The sequence below is a fragment of the Acidobacteriota bacterium genome (assembly GCA_039028635.1).
Lineage (GTDB): Bacteria > Acidobacteriota > Thermoanaerobaculia > Multivoradales > JBCCEF01 > JBCCEF01.
The window spans coordinates 13,986-29,485 of record JBCCHV010000011.1; the positions used below are offsets into that span (position 1 = coordinate 13,986).

13 protein-coding genes are annotated in these 15,500 nt (G+C 68.1%); 1 reads left to right on the plus strand and 12 read right to left on the minus strand.

Annotation, left to right across the window (positions count from 1 at the left end; translation table 11 throughout):
* Positions 1-90: 90 nt before the first annotated feature.
* The 3 genes from AAF604_06640 to AAF604_06650 all read right to left on the minus strand — a co-directional run bounded on the left by AAF604_06640 (position 91) and on the right by AAF604_06650 (position 2,450).
* A complete protein-coding gene (locus tag AAF604_06640) occupies positions 91-1,086 on the minus strand; it encodes a hypothetical protein (GenBank protein ID MEM7049316.1) in 996 nt (331 codons plus the stop codon).
* A 141-nt stretch (positions 1,087-1,227) separates the two neighbouring features.
* Complete coding sequence (locus AAF604_06645) at positions 1,228-1,908, minus strand: hypothetical protein (protein ID MEM7049317.1); 681 nt, start codon at positions 1,906-1,908, stop codon at positions 1,228-1,230.
* On the minus strand, positions 1,905-2,450 hold the full coding sequence (locus AAF604_06650; GenBank protein MEM7049318.1) for an RNA polymerase sigma factor: 546 nt from the start codon (positions 2,448-2,450) through the stop codon (positions 1,905-1,907). Before AAF604_06650 ends, AAF604_06645 begins: the two co-directional genes overlap by 4 nt.
* Positions 2,451-2,677: 227 nt before the next feature.
* Between AAF604_06650 and AAF604_06655 the strand changes: the two genes are divergently transcribed.
* Positions 2,678-3,073: a hypothetical protein gene (locus tag AAF604_06655; GenBank protein ID MEM7049319.1), complete on the plus strand. Its 396-nt coding sequence runs from the start codon at positions 2,678-2,680 to the stop codon at positions 3,071-3,073.
* 18 nt (positions 3,074-3,091) lie between these two features.
* On the opposite strand, the gene AAF604_06660 is transcribed toward AAF604_06655, so the two are convergent.
* From AAF604_06660 to AAF604_06700, 9 genes are all read right to left on the minus strand, one after another.
* The gene (locus AAF604_06660; GenBank protein MEM7049320.1) at positions 3,092-3,499 is read right to left on the minus strand and encodes a peroxiredoxin-like family protein; all 408 of its coding nucleotides are present in this window, start codon (positions 3,497-3,499) and stop codon (positions 3,092-3,094) included.
* The gene (locus tag AAF604_06665) at positions 3,500-3,628 is read right to left on the minus strand and encodes a hypothetical protein (GenBank protein MEM7049321.1); all 129 of its coding nucleotides are present in this window, start codon (positions 3,626-3,628) and stop codon (positions 3,500-3,502) included.
* 29 nt (positions 3,629-3,657) lie between these two features.
* Positions 3,658-3,864: a hypothetical protein gene (locus AAF604_06670; protein MEM7049322.1), complete on the minus strand. Its 207-nt coding sequence runs from the start codon at positions 3,862-3,864 to the stop codon at positions 3,658-3,660.
* 12 nt (positions 3,865-3,876) lie between these two features.
* Positions 3,877-4,284 (minus strand): hypothetical protein, encoded by a 408-nt coding sequence (locus AAF604_06675; GenBank protein ID MEM7049323.1) that lies wholly within the window; start codon positions 4,282-4,284, stop codon positions 3,877-3,879.
* Positions 4,285-4,633: 349 nt separating this feature from the next.
* Positions 4,634-6,331: a sigma 54-interacting transcriptional regulator gene (locus AAF604_06680; GenBank protein ID MEM7049324.1), complete on the minus strand. Its 1,698-nt coding sequence runs from the start codon at positions 6,329-6,331 to the stop codon at positions 4,634-4,636.
* A 48-nt stretch (positions 6,332-6,379) separates the two neighbouring features.
* Complete coding sequence (locus AAF604_06685; protein ID MEM7049325.1) at positions 6,380-9,718, minus strand: protein kinase; 3,339 nt, start codon at positions 9,716-9,718, stop codon at positions 6,380-6,382.
* A gap of 207 nt (positions 9,719-9,925) precedes the next feature.
* Positions 9,926-11,590: a hypothetical protein gene (locus AAF604_06690; protein MEM7049326.1), complete on the minus strand. Its 1,665-nt coding sequence runs from the start codon at positions 11,588-11,590 to the stop codon at positions 9,926-9,928.
* Between the two features lie 405 nt (positions 11,591-11,995).
* A complete protein-coding gene (locus tag AAF604_06695) occupies positions 11,996-12,706 on the minus strand; it encodes a spondin domain-containing protein (protein ID MEM7049327.1) in 711 nt (236 codons plus the stop codon).
* A gap of 358 nt (positions 12,707-13,064) precedes the next feature.
* On the minus strand, positions 13,065-15,407 hold the full coding sequence (locus tag AAF604_06700) for a PBP1A family penicillin-binding protein (GenBank protein ID MEM7049328.1): 2,343 nt from the start codon (positions 15,405-15,407) through the stop codon (positions 13,065-13,067).
* Between the last annotated feature and the right edge of the window lie 93 nt (positions 15,408-15,500).

Here is a 15,500-nt window from a genome sequence, read left to right on the forward strand (position 1 = left end):
AAAACGGGCAGAGGCGGGAGCCATCGCAGCCCCCGACCCTGCCCGAAATCCTACCGCGCGCGGCGCGCGCCGGCCGTCCTCCTGCCCAGCTCAGTCCTCCTCGGGAGGAATCAGCGGACCGTCGTGATCGAGACCCAACGCGGACTCGATGCTACCGGGAGCGTGCCACAGCAGCTCGATGTCGTTGAGCAGCCAGCTCACCGGCTCGAGCTCCTCGGTTCCCGGCGGCGCGTCCTTGGCCGCTGCCAGCTCCGTCCAGCCGATCGGGAAGGACACCGAAGTCGGCGCTCCGGGACGCTCCCACAGCACCGTGAAGGCGCTGATCTTGTCGTCGCAGTAGTGCCAAGACTTGATCTCCAAGTCCGCCAGGTGGAAGTCGTTGGCAAACACCTCGCTCAGCTCCTTGACGTTCTGCCAGCGGAGATCCGTATTGGCGATGGGATGACTCGGGCCGGCCTCGGAAACCCAGACGGCGGCGAACAGAGACTCCCCCGAGATGCGGTAGCTCTCGAGATCCGCCAGACGAAAGCCCAGCGGCCGGTTGTTGCTGTTGGCGGTGCCGAACTCTTCGTCGGTGACGTCGACCTGGATGCGATGCATGGCGGACCCCGGATGGAGCACCACGGCCGCCTTGCGATCGGAGAACTCGTAGTAGATCTCGAAGTCGACGACCTGATAGCCCTGCGCCTCCTGCATGGCGACGGCATGGTGCAAGGAGCTCAAGGGCACGCCAACCAGAATCCTCGCCTCTGCCGAGCGCGCGCCGGCCGGAAGCTCATGCCACAGACCGACGTACAGGCTGGTGCCGCCCTGGACTTCGATATCCACCAAGCGAAAACCCTGCTGCTCGTAAACCGCGTTCTCGGCGAAGAAGTCCGGCAGCGAGCTGGTCGAGGCGATGCGGCTCTCGCCGCTGGCCTGCTTCCAAACGGCCGCGTAGCCGGTGGAGAACTGGTCGTGGGTCGGGTTGACGAACTCGTCTGCCGCCGAAGGCGAGGACGAACATGAGAGAGCCACCAACGCGACCAGCATCAGCACACCACGGGCGACGGCCGAGAAACGCTCGTTGAGGGTTGCAAAGCTCATATCTCTATACCTTCTTTCTCTTGAGAGTTGGTTAGCCTCCGGCGAGCTGTCGAGGCCCGCCGGAGCGACCGGAAGGAGGCTGCCCTCGGGCTTGCTTCCTCCCCTGTCCAGTCGACTAACGAAGGCAATGGACGCCTTTGCTCACTCGGCCCGTCGAAGCGCTTGGCGGAAGGTCGGAGAGGCCACCCGCGAGCCATCCGGTAGCGTCGCTTCGACCCGCCACAGAAGCACCGAGCCGGCCGGCAGATCGGCGAGCAGCTCCGGCGGTAAGGTGACCTCGGTGGCGGCGAGGTCGGCGCTCCGGAAGAGCTCGCTGAGATCATCGGCGCGCAGTACCGAAACCGTGTAGCGGGCCTCCTCGGGCCCGGTCCAGCGCAGCGTTGCGGCCGCCGCCGTCAGCGCCTCGTCACTCTCCAGCATCGACTCGACGACGGGCCCGCCGGGATCTCGGAAAATCGGCTCCTCGTCCGCCGGGCGAAGAAAGAAGATCGCCGACAACATCGCCAGGGCGAGGGCCGCCGCGATCAGAGGGGCGCGCGGCCAGCTCGACCTCCGCAGCGGCACCACGCGATCGCGACCGGCGGCGCCCTCGACGCTCCTACCTTCCTCGGCCTGACGCTCGGCTTCCAGCTCACGGGCCAAACGCCACTCCCAGGCGAGGTCCGGATCTTCGATGGTGCGATCGATCATCTCCTGGGTGGCGTCTCGCGGCAGCTCGCCACGCACCGCCTGCCAGATCTCGTCCGCCGGCACCTGCTGGTCGTCGGCACCAGCGCTGCGGTCTTGGAACGCGCGGCGCCAGCGCTCGAGCTCGCCGCTCACGGCGCCACTCCCTTCTCCAGCAGGCAGGTGCGCAGGTCGGCCAATCCGCGGTAGATGAGATTGCGCGCCTGCTTCAGGCCCCAGCCCAGCAGGTCCGCCGTCTCGCCGGCGTTGTGACCGTGCAGGTGCAGCGTCACCGCGGAGCGCCGCGGTGCGATCAGTCCCTTGAGACAGTCGGCGATTTCGTCTCCCAGCTGGCGGCCGGCCATCCGGCCCTCCGGATTCACGGCCTGGCTCTCGATCGGCATAGGCTCTCCCTCGTCATTGTCGAGGGCCACCTCGCGACGCCGCCGGAGACGACGGATCTCGTCCACCAGAGCGCTGTAGGCGACCTTGTAGAGATAAGACGAGTTGAACTGTCGAGGTTGCTCACTCGCCGACACCACGTCGACCAGCCGCAGCATCGCCACCTGCACCAGATCGTCCTCCTGGCCGGCCAGCCAGGGGGGACAAACCCGCCGTACGACACGGTCGAGGCGCCGGCGCAGACGATCGTGATCGTCCCCCGCCAGCAGCGAGCTCTGGGTGCCTTCCCCCCTCATTCCGTCGATGCGCTCCTCCCCCGGTCCCGGCCCTCGACCGAACCGTCGCGATCCTTCCAAAGCCCTAAGAATAGCCCTCCGCAGAGCACCTTTCCAGCCTTGCAGGCGCGCGGCCGAAGCTCTCCCGCCGCCAGCTCCGGCTGCGAAGTATGATGCCTCGACCCCAAGCGATGAACGTTTCATCGGCGTCCGCCGGCGCCGGCGACCCGCGAGAGGCTTACCGTTCGATGAGCTATGACCTGAGCACCGTCCTCCACCTCTTCGGCGGCTTCCTGCTGTTCACATCCTTCGGCGCCATGATCTACCACCAGTTACACACCGGGGACGCGGTCAGCGCTTCCCGGGACAAGGCCCGCAGGTTGGCCGGAGCCAGCCACGGCATCGCGCTCGTGATCCTCTTCGCCAGCGGCCTGCTGCTGGTCTGGCATCTGACCCGCATCCGGGTGATCGACGGCTACCCGTGGCCACTATGGGTGTGGCTGAAGATGGCTCTCTGGCTGCTGATGGGTGCTCTGATCGCCATCATCCGGCGAGCGCCTCACCTGGCCAAGGCCCTGTGGTGGGGCGTGCCCCTGCTGGGCGGCGTCGCCGCCTTCCTGGCGATCTACAAGCCCGGCGGATGAGGCTACGACCGGCGCCGATCAGGAACCGAGCGCCGCCAGCAGATCTTCGATCGGGGCGTTGTCGCCGAAGGTCTCGCTGACGTGGGCATAGAGATCGCCGCCACCGGCGGCGAAGACGAAGCTGCCACCGAGCTGCAGCGGATCCTTGCCCAGCTTGTGCTGGGCATGGCCGGCGGACTTGGCCCGCGACCGGGCTCGGAAATTGTCGACCTTCAGAAGGTGACCGAGGCCCGCGGACTTGAGGCCGACGGCGCGGTAGGCCTGGCGGCGTTCGTCCACCAGCAAGGGAAAGGTGATGCCGGTGTCGGCACGAAAGGCCGAGGCATAGGAGCGATCTCCCAGACCGACCGCCGCCACCGCGGCACCCATCGCCTCCAACTCGTCCTGCCGGTCGCGCAACTGCGCGACGTGCTCGCGGCAGAAGATTCAACCGTAGTGGCGCAAGAAGACCAGCACCGCCGGCTGGTCCTGCCACAGACTGCCGAGGAGCACATCCTTCCCGTCCACGTCCGGGAGGCGGAGAGAGGCGAGGGTGTCGCTGTAGCTGTCGCTCATGGCCCTATCCTATGCCGATTCAGGAGCCATCAAGGCACCGTCGCCGACCAGGCGGCGAGGTTTCCGGACTCGAAGCCGTCGGCGAAAATGCCGTTGGCGGCCTCGACCCGCAGCTCGTAGGCGATGGTGACGTTCGGAGGATCGAGCTTGCTCATCGTCAAGTCGATCAGCAGGGCGCTACCGGCGACGATGTTCGCCGCCAGATCACCCTGCCACAAGTGGGCGGACCCGCCCACGCCACTGTGGTCTCAAGGACCGTCCGGTTCGGGAATCGCAGAGAAGGTGTCGTCCATACGCAGATGGAAGTCCTGCACCCCGTCGGCGAGCTCGAGACGAACCAGGTTGATGCCGCGGCGCCCCGGGAAGGGCCAGTCGACGGTGGCGCAACCGTCGAACAGTCCGCCGCTGGGATCGTCCGGGTCGCAGAACTGATCCGGCCGGCCGACATCGCGCAGGCTGAGCACCAGGCGTCCTCCGGCGGTGGGTCCGAGATCCGCCGGCACCGTGCCGGCGAGGGTGATGGCGGAGTTGAAGTTCGGTGAGCCGGGTCCGCTGGTGAAACCGAGGGGAAACTGGCCGCTGGCGAGCACCTGAGCTTGCGCCGACAACCCTCCCGCCAGCAGTAGGGCGAGTCCTATGAGCCCGAGCCTTCGCATGATCGTGCCTCCTCGCAGTCCTAACGGCCCCTAGCAGGTTGCTGAAAAAGCCGCGTGGCGGCTTATTCAGCACCTGCTGTTTATTTAGGGGGGCTAAAAGGCGCCCCCCTCAGGCCTACGCGGCCCGGCTACGCGCATGTCGCGCGCCTTCACCCCCGTCCTCGGCGCCCTCGGCGCCGCCTCGCCCGCTGGGCTCGGGGTCCCACACGGGCCGGAAGTCCTCGAACCTGAACTTTTTCAGCAACCTGCTAGCTGTTGTTTCAGAGAGCTCCTCTCCGGCCCAAGAAGCGCGGTTCTCCTGCTAGAACCTATCGCTAAAGACGAATATCACAGCGACCCGCGGAAGTCCTCACGCGGTCTCGTTCGAGGCCTCGATGCCGAGCGCCTTGAGGCGCCGATAGAGGGTCGACACGGCCAAGCCGAGGCGCTCCGCGGCCAGCGGTACCTGACCACGAGCCGCCGCCAAGGCGCGGCAGATCTCGTCCCGCTCCACCCCTTCGAGAACCGCTTTGAGCCCCTCCCGAGGCCCTCCGTCGAGACTCTGGAAGGCATCCCCGAGGGCCTCGCGGTCGAGCAGATCGCCGTCCTCGAGAAAGAGCGCCGCCCGCGAGATCTCGCTGCGCAGCTGGCGGATGTTGCCGGGCCAGGAATAGGCCTCGAGGGCGGCGAGGGCAGCCTTCGAGATTCCCGCCGGCCGCATGCCCCGGCTGGCGGCGGCAGCGGCCAGGAAGGTGACGGCGAGGTTGGCGATGTCCGCCCGTCGCCGCCGCAAGGGAGGCAGCGTCACCTCCCAACCGGCGATGCGATGGAAGAGATCACGCCGAAAGGCACCGGACTGCAGCATCTCCTCCAGGGGCTGATGGGTCGCCGCCAGGACTCGCGCCCGGGCCGGTCGCGGTGACCTGCCGCCGAGGCGAAAGACCTCCTCCTCTTGCAGCACGCGCAGAATCTTGGCCTGCGTCGCCGGCGCCATGTCGCCAATCTCGTCGAGAAACAGGGTGCCTTCGTGGGCCGCTTCGAACTTGCCGGCCCGCGCCTCGACACCGGTAGCGACACCTTTCTCGATACCGAACAGCTCCGACTCCAGGAGATCGCTCGGCAAGGCGGCACAGTTGAGGGCTACGAAGGGGCCGGAAAAACCGGAAGCGTCGTGGAGGTAACGGGCCAGCACTTCCTTGCCGGTGCCCGACTCACCGCGGATCAGCACCCCGATGCGTCCCGGAGCGACGCGCTCAGCCCGCTGGTAGATCTCCACGACCTGCGGGTCGAGACTCGGCGGCGAGGGCGGCGAGACCTGCGGGACCGGTTGCGGGCGCTCGCCGATCGCTCGCCGACCCTCGGCCAGGGAGACCAGGTGCGCCGCGCTGCCGACGACGGTGCGGCAGGCGCGGGCGACGCCGGCCTGGAAGAAAACCACTTCCACCGCCGTGCCCTGAGCGGTCACCGCCACCGGCAGAAGCTCGGCCGACGGGACTTCTTCCTCGAGCGGTCGCTCGCCGCGGAAGAGCAGTCCCGCCGCCTGATCTCGAATCTCCACGGCGCAGCAAGGCAGCGAGCGGAAAAGGGCCGCACCGACTTCCTGGGCACAGTCGAGGCGGCTGCGGCCGGCGGCGAGGCGCTCGAGGAGGGCCGGCAGCTCACCGACGAGGAAGCCCTGGGCCGGCGCCAGGGTCGCGGTGCTCTGCGGCACCGGCAAGGGATCGGCGACCGCGGGCGACATCTCGGGCAGTCGAACGGCGGCTTCGAGATCATCGCCGTCGACCTCTTCGAGGAAGCCCTCGACGGCGCCGAAACGAATCTTCTGACCGACCGCGGCCACGACCGACCGAAGCAACCGCGAGCCATCGATCCGGGTGCCGTTCGAGGAGCCGAGATCTTCGACCTCGACGCCGTCCACGGTCACCGTCAAACGCGCATGGCGGCGGGAAACGCTGGGATGGGACAGGCACAAATCGGCCGCGGCATCGGAGCCCACGACCAGCTCGCCGTCTACCAGAGGACGGCGTAAACGCCTCCCATCGAGCTCTAGAACCAAGCGCAGCGGCATGCCATACCCCCACTTCAAAATAGCATGCCGACCGCCGGCGAATTCTCCTCAGGGACCGGTCGCGACCTGCGCCGCCGAGCTCGGCGAAGGAGACGCACCCCGGCGACTCAGCAAGCGATCCCGCGCCGCCATCAGCTCGTCTGGAGAGAACACCAGCGGCCGGGGATTGAGCTCGAGGGAGCGGCTGAGATCCTCGAGAGCGTCGCCTTCGCCATCACCGAGATCAGCGCCCAAAAGACCGCGCGCGGCGAGCAGCTCGGGATCGCCGGGCTTGCCTTCGAGGGCCGGCGCCAGAGTCTCCAGGGCGCGCCTCAGATGGCTCTCGCGACGCTCCGGCTCGAGCTCCGCCCACAGGCGGCCGAGGCGCACCGCCAGCAGACCGCAGCGCGCATCCGAGGAGCGCTGACCGAGGGCCCGGCGCAGCTCCCCGTCGGCAGCCTCGAGGAGCTCTCGCCGCGGCGCCCCCGGCGCCTCGGCCCGCAGCAGGGCGCCGGCGACCAACGCCCGCCGCGCGGCGACCGAGCTGGGGTCGATGGCGAGGGCTTCGGCGGCACGCCGCTCGAGCGCCTCGTGGGCCTGCCGGCGAAGCTCCGCCGTCACTGCCCAACGCGCCGTCATCACCCAGACATCGGCGAGCTCCGCCAGCCCCGCCGCGTAGCGCGGGTTGCGCTCCAGGGCTTCCCGGTAGTGCTGCCGAGCCGCCGCCAGGGACGGCAGCGGGTCGGCCCCCTGGGCCGCGTTCCAGCGGGCCCGAATGGCCTCGACTCGGCCCAGGTTGACGTGCGGCTGAAAAGCCCGTCCGTGGAGGCGAACGGTTTCATCGAGGGCGACGATGGCGGCGGCGAGAAAAGCCGACGGATCGCGCCCGCGGGAGTTCTCGAAGCGCCCCCGATTGAGCCGGATCATGCCGCGGTTGTTGTGCGCCGAGGCATAGTCGGGGTTGACCTCGAGACTGGCACCGAGGGCGGCATCGGCCTCTTCGAGGTCCTGCCGCGGATCGCGTCCGCGCTCCATCGCCACCAGGCCACGGTCCATCAGGGCGACCCCGAGGTTGTTGCTCGCGAAGGCGTTTTCGGGATTGATCTCGAGGGCCCGGCGATAGGCCCCGACGGCACTCGCCAGATCGGCTTCCGGATCACCCCCCTGGGAGCGGATCCAACGCGCCCGATCGGTGAAGGCACGACCGAGATTGTTGAGGGCATAGCCGTATCTCGGGTCGACCTCGAGGGCGGCATCGTAGGCGCCGATGGCGGCGGCGAGGTCGACCGTCGGGTCGTTTCCGGAAGAGCGCTCGAAACGGGCCCGACGGTTGAGGATCATGCCCTCGAGGTTGAGCAAGAAGGCAGGATTGCGGGCCGCCGCAATGCCTCGCCGGACCGCCTCCAGGGCCTGCTCGATCTCGACCGCGGGTTGCTCGCCGGACTGCATGCGGAATCGCGCCTGGTCGTTGTAGACGGAGGCCAAGCGCATCCACCCCAGGGAGTTCTCGGGATCGAGATCGACCGCCCGCCGGGCGTGGGTCTCGGCCTCCTGCCAGGCCTGCGCGGGCTTCTCCCCGCGCACCTCGAGCTGGACCGTCCGCACCGTCCAGAGGGAAGCGATGGCGCTTTCGATGGACGCCGAGTCGGGATCGATCTCGAGCCCGGCGCGGCAGTCTTGCAGTCCTTCCTCGAGCAACGGCGCCGTATCGTCGCCGCGACCGTAGACCGCCATTTCCATGCGCTTCGCCCACAGCTCGCAGAGGCGCAGCGGCACCTCGGCGGCGCTCGCCGCCACTTCGCCGGCCCGCTCGTAGGCCTCGCCCGCGAGACCGAAGCGCTCGCTCGCCGCATCCCGATCCCCGGCCATGCGCAGAGCGTCCCCCGCCGCCGCCAAAACATCGCCCCGCAGAAGGTGCGCTTCGTACATCCAGGGAGCCTCCCGGACCGCCACTTCGGCGAACTCGAGACTGTCCTCCATCTGGTCGCTGTAGAAGGCGATCAGGCCCTCGAGGTAGGACGCCTGGCCCCCCAGGCTGCCGCGGCTGGCCTCGAGCAGGGCCCGGGCCGGAGCCCGCAGCTCGGCCTCGGCCTGGGCCAGGGTCGTCGCCCGGGCAGCGCGGTCGGAGATCGCCGCGGCGGCGTCCGCCGCCTGTTCGTAGAGGCGACCGTAGACCACGCCCAGCGCGTAAGCCGCTTCCGGTGGCCGGTAGCCGCGTTCCTGGGCCGCCTCCAGATGACGGCGGGCCAGGGTGAGGTCGCCGAGGGCCAGGTAGCCTCGACCGAGGGCGTAGGAGGCCGGTCCGCGCAGTCCATCGGACGCCGACGCAGCCCGTCCTTCGAGGGCCGCGAGTCGTTCGGTCACCGCCTGCCGCTGGGGACGAATGTCATGGCGCGGGCTCATCCGAGCGGCCCGCAGGAGCCACTCCAGATCTTTGACCTCGGCGGTGAAGCGCTGCGCCGCTTCGGCTTCCCGCTGCCCCCGCCAGCGCGCTTCGAGGGCGAGAAAAGCAAACACCAGGATGGCGCCACCGGCAACCGCGACCACCGCCGCCAAGGCGCGATGCTTGCGCGCCTTCTTGACCAGCCGGTAGGCCAGGCTCGGCGGCTTGGCGAGGATCGGCTCACCATCGAGAAAGCGCCACAGGTCGGCCGCCAACGAGCGCGCCGAGTCATAGCGCCGCTCGGGCTGCTTCTCCAGGCATTTGAGAACCACTACGGCGAGATCGGCGGGCAGACGGCCATCGTGCACCCGGGGCGATCGGGGCTCCTGATGCAGGGTTTTGAACAGGATCTCCGTCGCGCTGCCGGCGAACACCGCCTGACCGGTGAGGAGCTCGTAGAGAGTCGCCCCGAGGCTGTAAACGTCACTCCGCCGATCGACCGCCGCACTGCCACCGTCGGCTTGCTCCGGCGCCATGTAGGGCGGCGTCCCGAGCACCGCTCCCTCGACCGTCAGGCAGGTGCCGTCCTCCTGGTGAACGAGGCCGAAATCGACCACATAGGGCCGCAGGGTCTCCTCCTCGATCAGAATGTTGGAAGGTTTGAGATCGCGATGGATGAGGCCGGTGCGATGGGCTTCGTGAACCGCTTCGGCGACCTGCGCGATCACCCGCACCCGCTGCTCGAGGGTCATGCTCTCGGCGACCTCGTCGAGCGGTGCCCCCTCGATGCACTGCATCGCGATGTAAGGCCGGTCGGCATCCTCACCGACCTCGTAGACCTTGCAGATGTTGGGGTGATCGAGACGGGCCTGGGCGCGCGCCTCGCGCATCAGCCGCCCGGCGGCCTCCTCGCTGTAGGCGCGCAGCACCTTGAGGGCGACGTGGCGCTCGAGGCGAGGATCCCACACCTTGTAGACCTCCCCCATGCCGCCCCGGCCGAGGAAGGTGCCGGTCTCAAAGCGCATCGTGCCCCCGAATTCGCGAGTGCTGAAGGAGAATATTCGGTACGCACATATTCACTTCCAGGATGCCACAGCCTCGCGGCGCGATCAAAGAGCCCCAACCGCCGAAATAGCGACGGCCGCCGCGACGCTGCCCTCATCGGAGCAGAGTCGGCGGCGGCCGTAGAAGGTTACGCGGTCATTCGACCGCGTAGCCGATCGAGCTCGACCTTACTCGCCGTCCTCGAGAGCGGCCAGGCGCTCACGAAGCTCGAGAATGGTGCGCTCCTGCTCGAGAGTGTAGAGGGTGAGCTCCTCGAGCTTCTCCAGCATCTTGAGCTGCAGCTGCGACATGTTGATGGGACCGGCCATCTCCTCGGCGGAGGGAATGTTCGGCAGGTGCTTGTTGGCCTTGATGTAGCTCTCCAGCTCGGCCAACGGCATCAGCTCGTAGTCGGGCTCGAAGACGTAGTCCGGAGCGCAAGGCGAGCCGCCGCAGGTGTCCGAGAAGTAGTCGCCAGCGATGGTCATGTCACCGGTGGTGGCATTGATCACCATCTCGTTGACGCCGGTGCCGCCCTTGGTGGCGATGAACTCGTTGCCGTTGTTGGCGTTGGCGAAGACCCACTCGCTGCTCGAGTTGCTGTCCGTCAGGCGGAACTCGACGCGACCGTTGTTCTCGAGCTCGAGAAGGGTGCGCTGGGCGGAGGTCCCGTTGGTCTCCTCGATCTTGACCATGGTGTCGCCACCGGTGCCCAGAACGTGCAGCTCCTCGTCCGGCGAGGCGGTCCCGAGACCGACGTCACCGTCGACATCGATGAAGATCGAGCTGGTCGGCGCGCCCGGACGAATGCGGAACGGCAGCGTCGAGCCGCTCGAGACGTCGCGGATGAAGAAGTTGGTCTCGTTGCCGGCCACGTCCCAGGTCTGCGGCGCGAAGCCGGAGGAACCGTCCTGCTGCAGACGCAGCGTCGGGGTGTCGCCGTCGATGACGTGGATCTCCGTCGACGGAGTCGAGGTGCGGATGCCGACCCGACCGCCGTCGTCGACGTAGAGCGAGTGGCTGCGGGCGTTGGCCTCGACCGTGAACGGCGTGCGGCTGCCGGAGATGTCGTCGATCGAGAACTTGCTGGCGCCGCCGTTGGCCGAGGCGTTGGCGGTGAGCTGCCAGTCGGTGCGCGGGAAGCTGGCGGCGACACTGGTGTCGTCGAACTTGATGCGCAGGTTGTTCTCCTTCAGCCGGATGGTGTCGAAGCCAAAGCTCTCGCCGTTGACGCAGTCGAAGCCGATGCAGGCGCTACCGTCGACGATCAGGTCGTCGAGGATGACCTGATCCGCGGCGTGGGTCGACTGGACCTCGTTGGGATCGAAATCACCCACCAGGCCGCCGGAAACGGCACCCAGGCCACCGTCCACAAGGGCCGACTCGCTGGCCGGCGTGGTGTCGGCGACGAAGCGATCTTCCTGCTCCTCCGGATAGGCGATCTTGCCGCGGAAGATGGTGACGTAACCGGTGGAGGTCAACACCGAAAGATCGGGCAGCCCTTCACGGCCGCGGCAGAGCTGGGCGTCGCCGCCGGCGACCATCTCCTCCGGACGCTCCTTGATGAAGGGCGCCAGGGTCAGGTCGAAGGTGTAGGTGCCGTCGGGCCGCAGGCGTCCCTCATTGTCGAAAATCTCGAAGAAGATGGCCTCGCCGGCGCGGAACTCGTAGGTGTCCGAGAGGCAGTCCGGGCCGCCGACAGTGAGACGGGCGAGCTTGTAGTCGGTCTGAGGGAACCACTGCACGTAAGAGCCGCCGTACTCGATCTTGATCGGCTGCGGGGCCGCCGTGGCAACGGTGGGGATCAGCGCCAAGGCGAGGGCGAGAATCCCGAAACGCAAGAAATGCTTCATGTTCGTGCTCCTTCCTGAAATCTGGGGCATGCAATCCATCTCGTGTCTGCGCACGTGGAGACTGGCGAGGCTGGCGGCACGAGAGATACACGCCACCCTCTATCGAGTGTGCAAGAGCAAGAAAAGGTCATCAAAAGGCACTGGCGTTGCGCAGTGAGAAAAGTAACCGCTTCGCGATCGCCGATCGGGTTGTTTCCCGCTCCTGGATCGACCGCGCGGCGGCTTCACAGCCAAGGCGCGCATCGTACATCCATGAGTAAGTGCCTATGCAGAAGATGTTCTCACGAGACCCCCCGTCACCGCAAGTGACGGACAGGCGACAACGGCGCGAGGCCTTGTCGCTCAAGGCCTCGCGAGACTGCCTCGCCGGGGAGCCGCCGAAGGCGGCGGGATGGATGGCCCGAGCTAGGACTGGGAGGAGGACCAGACCAAGAGGTCGCCGCTCTCGAAGCCGTCGGTGAAGATCAGGTCGCTGGCACAGTTGAAGGTGAAGGTGCCGAGGGAGGTGCTACCGCCGAAGGGATGACCGGTGAGCTGCGTGATCACGCCGCGCGGAACGGTCGGATTGTTACCGGAGGTGTAGCTCACTCCCGAGTCGGTTCCGGCATCGTAGGGCGCTAGCTGGACCACCTGCTGGGCAGTCCAGCTCCCCTGGTCGAACAGCGACAGGCCGTGCACTCCGAGGAACCAATCGGGGCTCGGCGCGATCATGGTGACCACAGTCACCAGGGGATGGCTGGGCTCGAGGCGGAAATTCGCCAGCGCCTGCCCCGGCGAGACGGGGATCGAGCCGCCGGAGATCACGGCATCGGCGGTGCCCGCCTGGATGGCGGCATTGACTTCCGTGGTCAACGGACCGGTGCTGCCGAACTCGGCCATCACCTGGATGCCCGTCGTCGCCGTGCCACCGGGCTCCCAGAAGGCCACGTCGTCATTGTGAGAGCCGCCGATCAGGGGCGAGAAGTGAGGATCCGGCGGGAACTCCGTGGGATGGGTCGCGGCGCTCCAGACGGCATCGAAGGTCAGGGTGCAATCGGCGCCCGTATCTTGGGCCTGAGCAACACCGGCGAGCAGCAGCAGGGACAGGACGAGAACGAACTTCTCGAATCGGCGCATGGTCTCTTCTCCTCGACTCTCACGAGCATGGAACACGGCGGCTTGGTCAGGCCCCGCGCCGCCGACAGCAAATCCAACCTGCTAACCATACGCGAAGAGCGGCGCCATGGATCGCTGTCGCCGATGGCGGCGAGGGGCCTAGCAGGCTGCTGAAAAAGTCCGCTTCGCAACTTTTCCAGCGCTGCTAGCTGTTTTTTCCGAGAGGGGCTACGCGCCCCTGAGTACGCGTCCCGCTCCGGCCCAAGACGCGCGGTTCTGGGGCCTCCTCTCCCGTCGCGGCGGCTACGCCGCCGCTGGGCCGGGGGCGCCCAGCCCTTCCGGGCCCGGAAGCAGGTTGCCGATGAGTTTGAGCAACCTGCTAGCGGCCGTCGCCGAAGACCCGTCGCAGCCAGCTGCGGAAACGATGATCCCGCACCCGCGGCGGCTCGCGCCGATAGCGGCCGCCGTGGAGATCGCAAACGTAGGCCGGCACCTGGTCCTCGAGAAAGACCTCGGTGATCACTCGGTAGCAGCGGTTGGTCGCCAGTCCACCGGACTCGGCATCCACCAAGGCGGTGACGATGCCCTCCGGCTGCGCGAAGACGGGAAAGCCGCCGGCGGGGCGCACCCGCGCCGTGAAGCGGGACCAGATCGGCAAGGCTGCCCGGGCGCCCGACAGGCGAGTCTCGGAGTTGTCGTCGTAACCCACCCAGACCACCGTGGCGCGATCCGGAGAATAGCCGGCGAACCAGCTATCGCGGCGACCATTGGTGGTTCCGGTCTTGCCCGCCAGCGGATCCCGCAGGCCCCATTGCCGGGTCACCCGCGCCGTGCCGCGCTCGAAGACCCCCTCGAGCACCGAGGTCATCAAGTAGGCGGCCTGCGGGCTCAGCACCTGCTCCGCCGGCGCCAGCGGCTCGCCGGCCAGCGGTCGGCCGGCGGGGTCGAGCACCGCCACCAGACCGTGCAGGGTCGGTCGCCGGCCGCCGGCGGCGAAGGTCGAATAGACCGTCGCCATCTCCACCGGGCTGACCTCGAAGGCCCCGAGGGCGAGGGAGGGCACCGGCTGCAGCGGCGCGGTCACGCCGAGGCCACGAGCGAGGTCGATGATCGGCCGCAATCCCACCTGCAGCGCCAGGCGGGCGGTGGCGACGTTGAGGCTGCGCTCGACGGCCGTACGCACGCTCACCCAGCCGTTGAAGCTGCCGTCGTCGTTTTGCGGCGACCAGCGCTGATTGGCGAGGCGCACCGTCAGAGGAGCGTCCTCGACCATCGACGACGGCGAGGCCACCCCACCGTCGAAGGCCGCCGAGTAGATCACCGGTTTGAAGGCGCTGCCGGCCTGACGCCGCGCCTGGCCGGCGCGGTCGAACTGGCTGCGACCGTAGTCGCGACCCCCGACATAGGCCAGGATGCTGCCATCTCGAGGATCGGTCGAAACCAAGGCGCCTTCCAGCGGCACCGCCACCTTGCGACCTTTCTCCCAGCCATCCTCGAGGGCCTCGAGCCCCCAGCGGAGAGCTTCCTCGGCGCGCTGCTGGTCGGCCAGCTCGAGGGTCGAGAGAAGCACATAGCCGCGATCCGCCAGATCGTCGATGCCGAAGCGCGCCGCCGCCTCTCGCGCCACCGCATCGGCGAAGAAGGGCACCGCCCGCTGACGGGGAGCCATCGGGCGCGCCGTCAGCTCTTCGCCGAGAGCGGCTTCGATCTGCGCTGCCGGCACCTCGCCGAGAACCGCCATACGGCGCAGGACGCGGTCGCGGTGCTGGCGCGCCACCTCCGGATGGCGCACCGGGTCGCGCCGCGCCGGCGACTGGATCATGCCCGCCAGGGTCGCCGCCTCGGCCAGGTTGAGCTCCTCCACCTGCTTGCTGAAGAAGGCCCGAGCCGCCGCCCCGACCCCCACCAGCTGAACTCCACCGGCAGTGCCGAGGTAGATCTCGTTGAGGTAGGCCTCGAGGATCTGCTGCTTGTCGTAGCGGGCCTCGAGAAAGACCGCCAGCACCGCTTCCCGGGACTTGCGGCGCCAGGTTCGTTCGGGGCTCAGATAGAGGTTCTTGACCAGTTGTTGGGTCAGCGTGCTGCCGCCCTGCCGTACCTCGCCACCGCGGAAGTTGACCCAGGCGGCGCGCAGTACGCCGGTCACGGAAACACCGCCGTGATCGAAGAAGCGGTCGTCTTCCGCCGCCAGTACCGCCGCCACCAGGTGGGCCGGCAGGTCCGCACCGCGCACCGGTCGCCGGTCCTGCCGCGAATCGCTGTAGTAGGAAGCCAGCAAGGGCGGATCGAGGAGGGCCGACGGCACTGCCTCGCCGGCGAGCTCGAGGGCGACGATGCGACGGCCCCGGAAGGTCGCCTCGAGCACCTCGCCGCCGGCCGTCCCGGCGGGCGTCGGGAAGCGCCGCAGACGGACCTTCAGGCGGCCACCGCCGGAGCGATAGGTGCCGGGCGTCAAGGCGCCGTCGCCGGCGACCCGGTAGCCGAGGGTGTCGAGGCGACTCGCGATGGCGTCGGCGCTCTGCAGGTCGTCCACCGCCAGCAGGGCCGAACGCCCATAGAGCCGCGACGGCTGACGGGCGTGGTGGTCGGCAAATTGGCCGGAGAGCTGCCAGAACGGCCACAGCAGCCAACCGGTGAGCAAAGCGAAGACGAGCCCGATGCCGCCCGTCCAGAGCAAAATCCGGCGGCGATTCGGTCGCGGAATGCGAATTCGGACAGGCATGGGCGCAAAAAAGGGACACCGAGCGCCAAAAGGCGTCTGATGATGTCGAGTCGCACCAAAACTTGTGCAAAATTCGCTCCACCGACCGGCCCT

Coding starts and splice junctions, on each gene's coding strand:
- AAF604_06640 (MEM7049316.1), bottom strand. CDS start 1,086: ATGAGCTTTGCAACCCTCAACGAGCGTTTCTCGGCCGTCGCCCGTGGT.
- AAF604_06650 (MEM7049318.1), bottom strand. CDS start 2,450: ATGAGGGGGGAAGGCACCCAGAGCTCGCTGCTGGCGGGGGACGATCAC.
- AAF604_06655 (MEM7049319.1), top strand. CDS start 2,678: ATGAGCTATGACCTGAGCACCGTCCTCCACCTCTTCGGCGGCTTCCTG.
- AAF604_06665 (MEM7049321.1), bottom strand. CDS start 3,628: ATGAGCGACAGCTACAGCGACACCCTCGCCTCTCTCCGCCTCCCGGAC.
- AAF604_06675 (MEM7049323.1), bottom strand. CDS start 4,284: ATGCGAAGGCTCGGGCTCATAGGACTCGCCCTACTGCTGGCGGGAGGG.
- AAF604_06680 (MEM7049324.1), bottom strand. CDS start 6,331: ATGCCGCTGCGCTTGGTTCTAGAGCTCGATGGGAGGCGTTTACGCCGT.
- AAF604_06685 (MEM7049325.1), bottom strand. CDS start 9,718: ATGCGCTTTGAGACCGGCACCTTCCTCGGCCGGGGCGGCATGGGGGAG.
- AAF604_06690 (MEM7049326.1), bottom strand. CDS start 11,590: ATGAAGCATTTCTTGCGTTTCGGGATTCTCGCCCTCGCCTTGGCGCTG.
- AAF604_06695 (MEM7049327.1), bottom strand. CDS start 12,706: ATGCGCCGATTCGAGAAGTTCGTTCTCGTCCTGTCCCTGCTGCTGCTC.
- AAF604_06700 (MEM7049328.1), bottom strand. CDS start 15,407: ATGCCTGTCCGAATTCGCATTCCGCGACCGAATCGCCGCCGGATTTTG.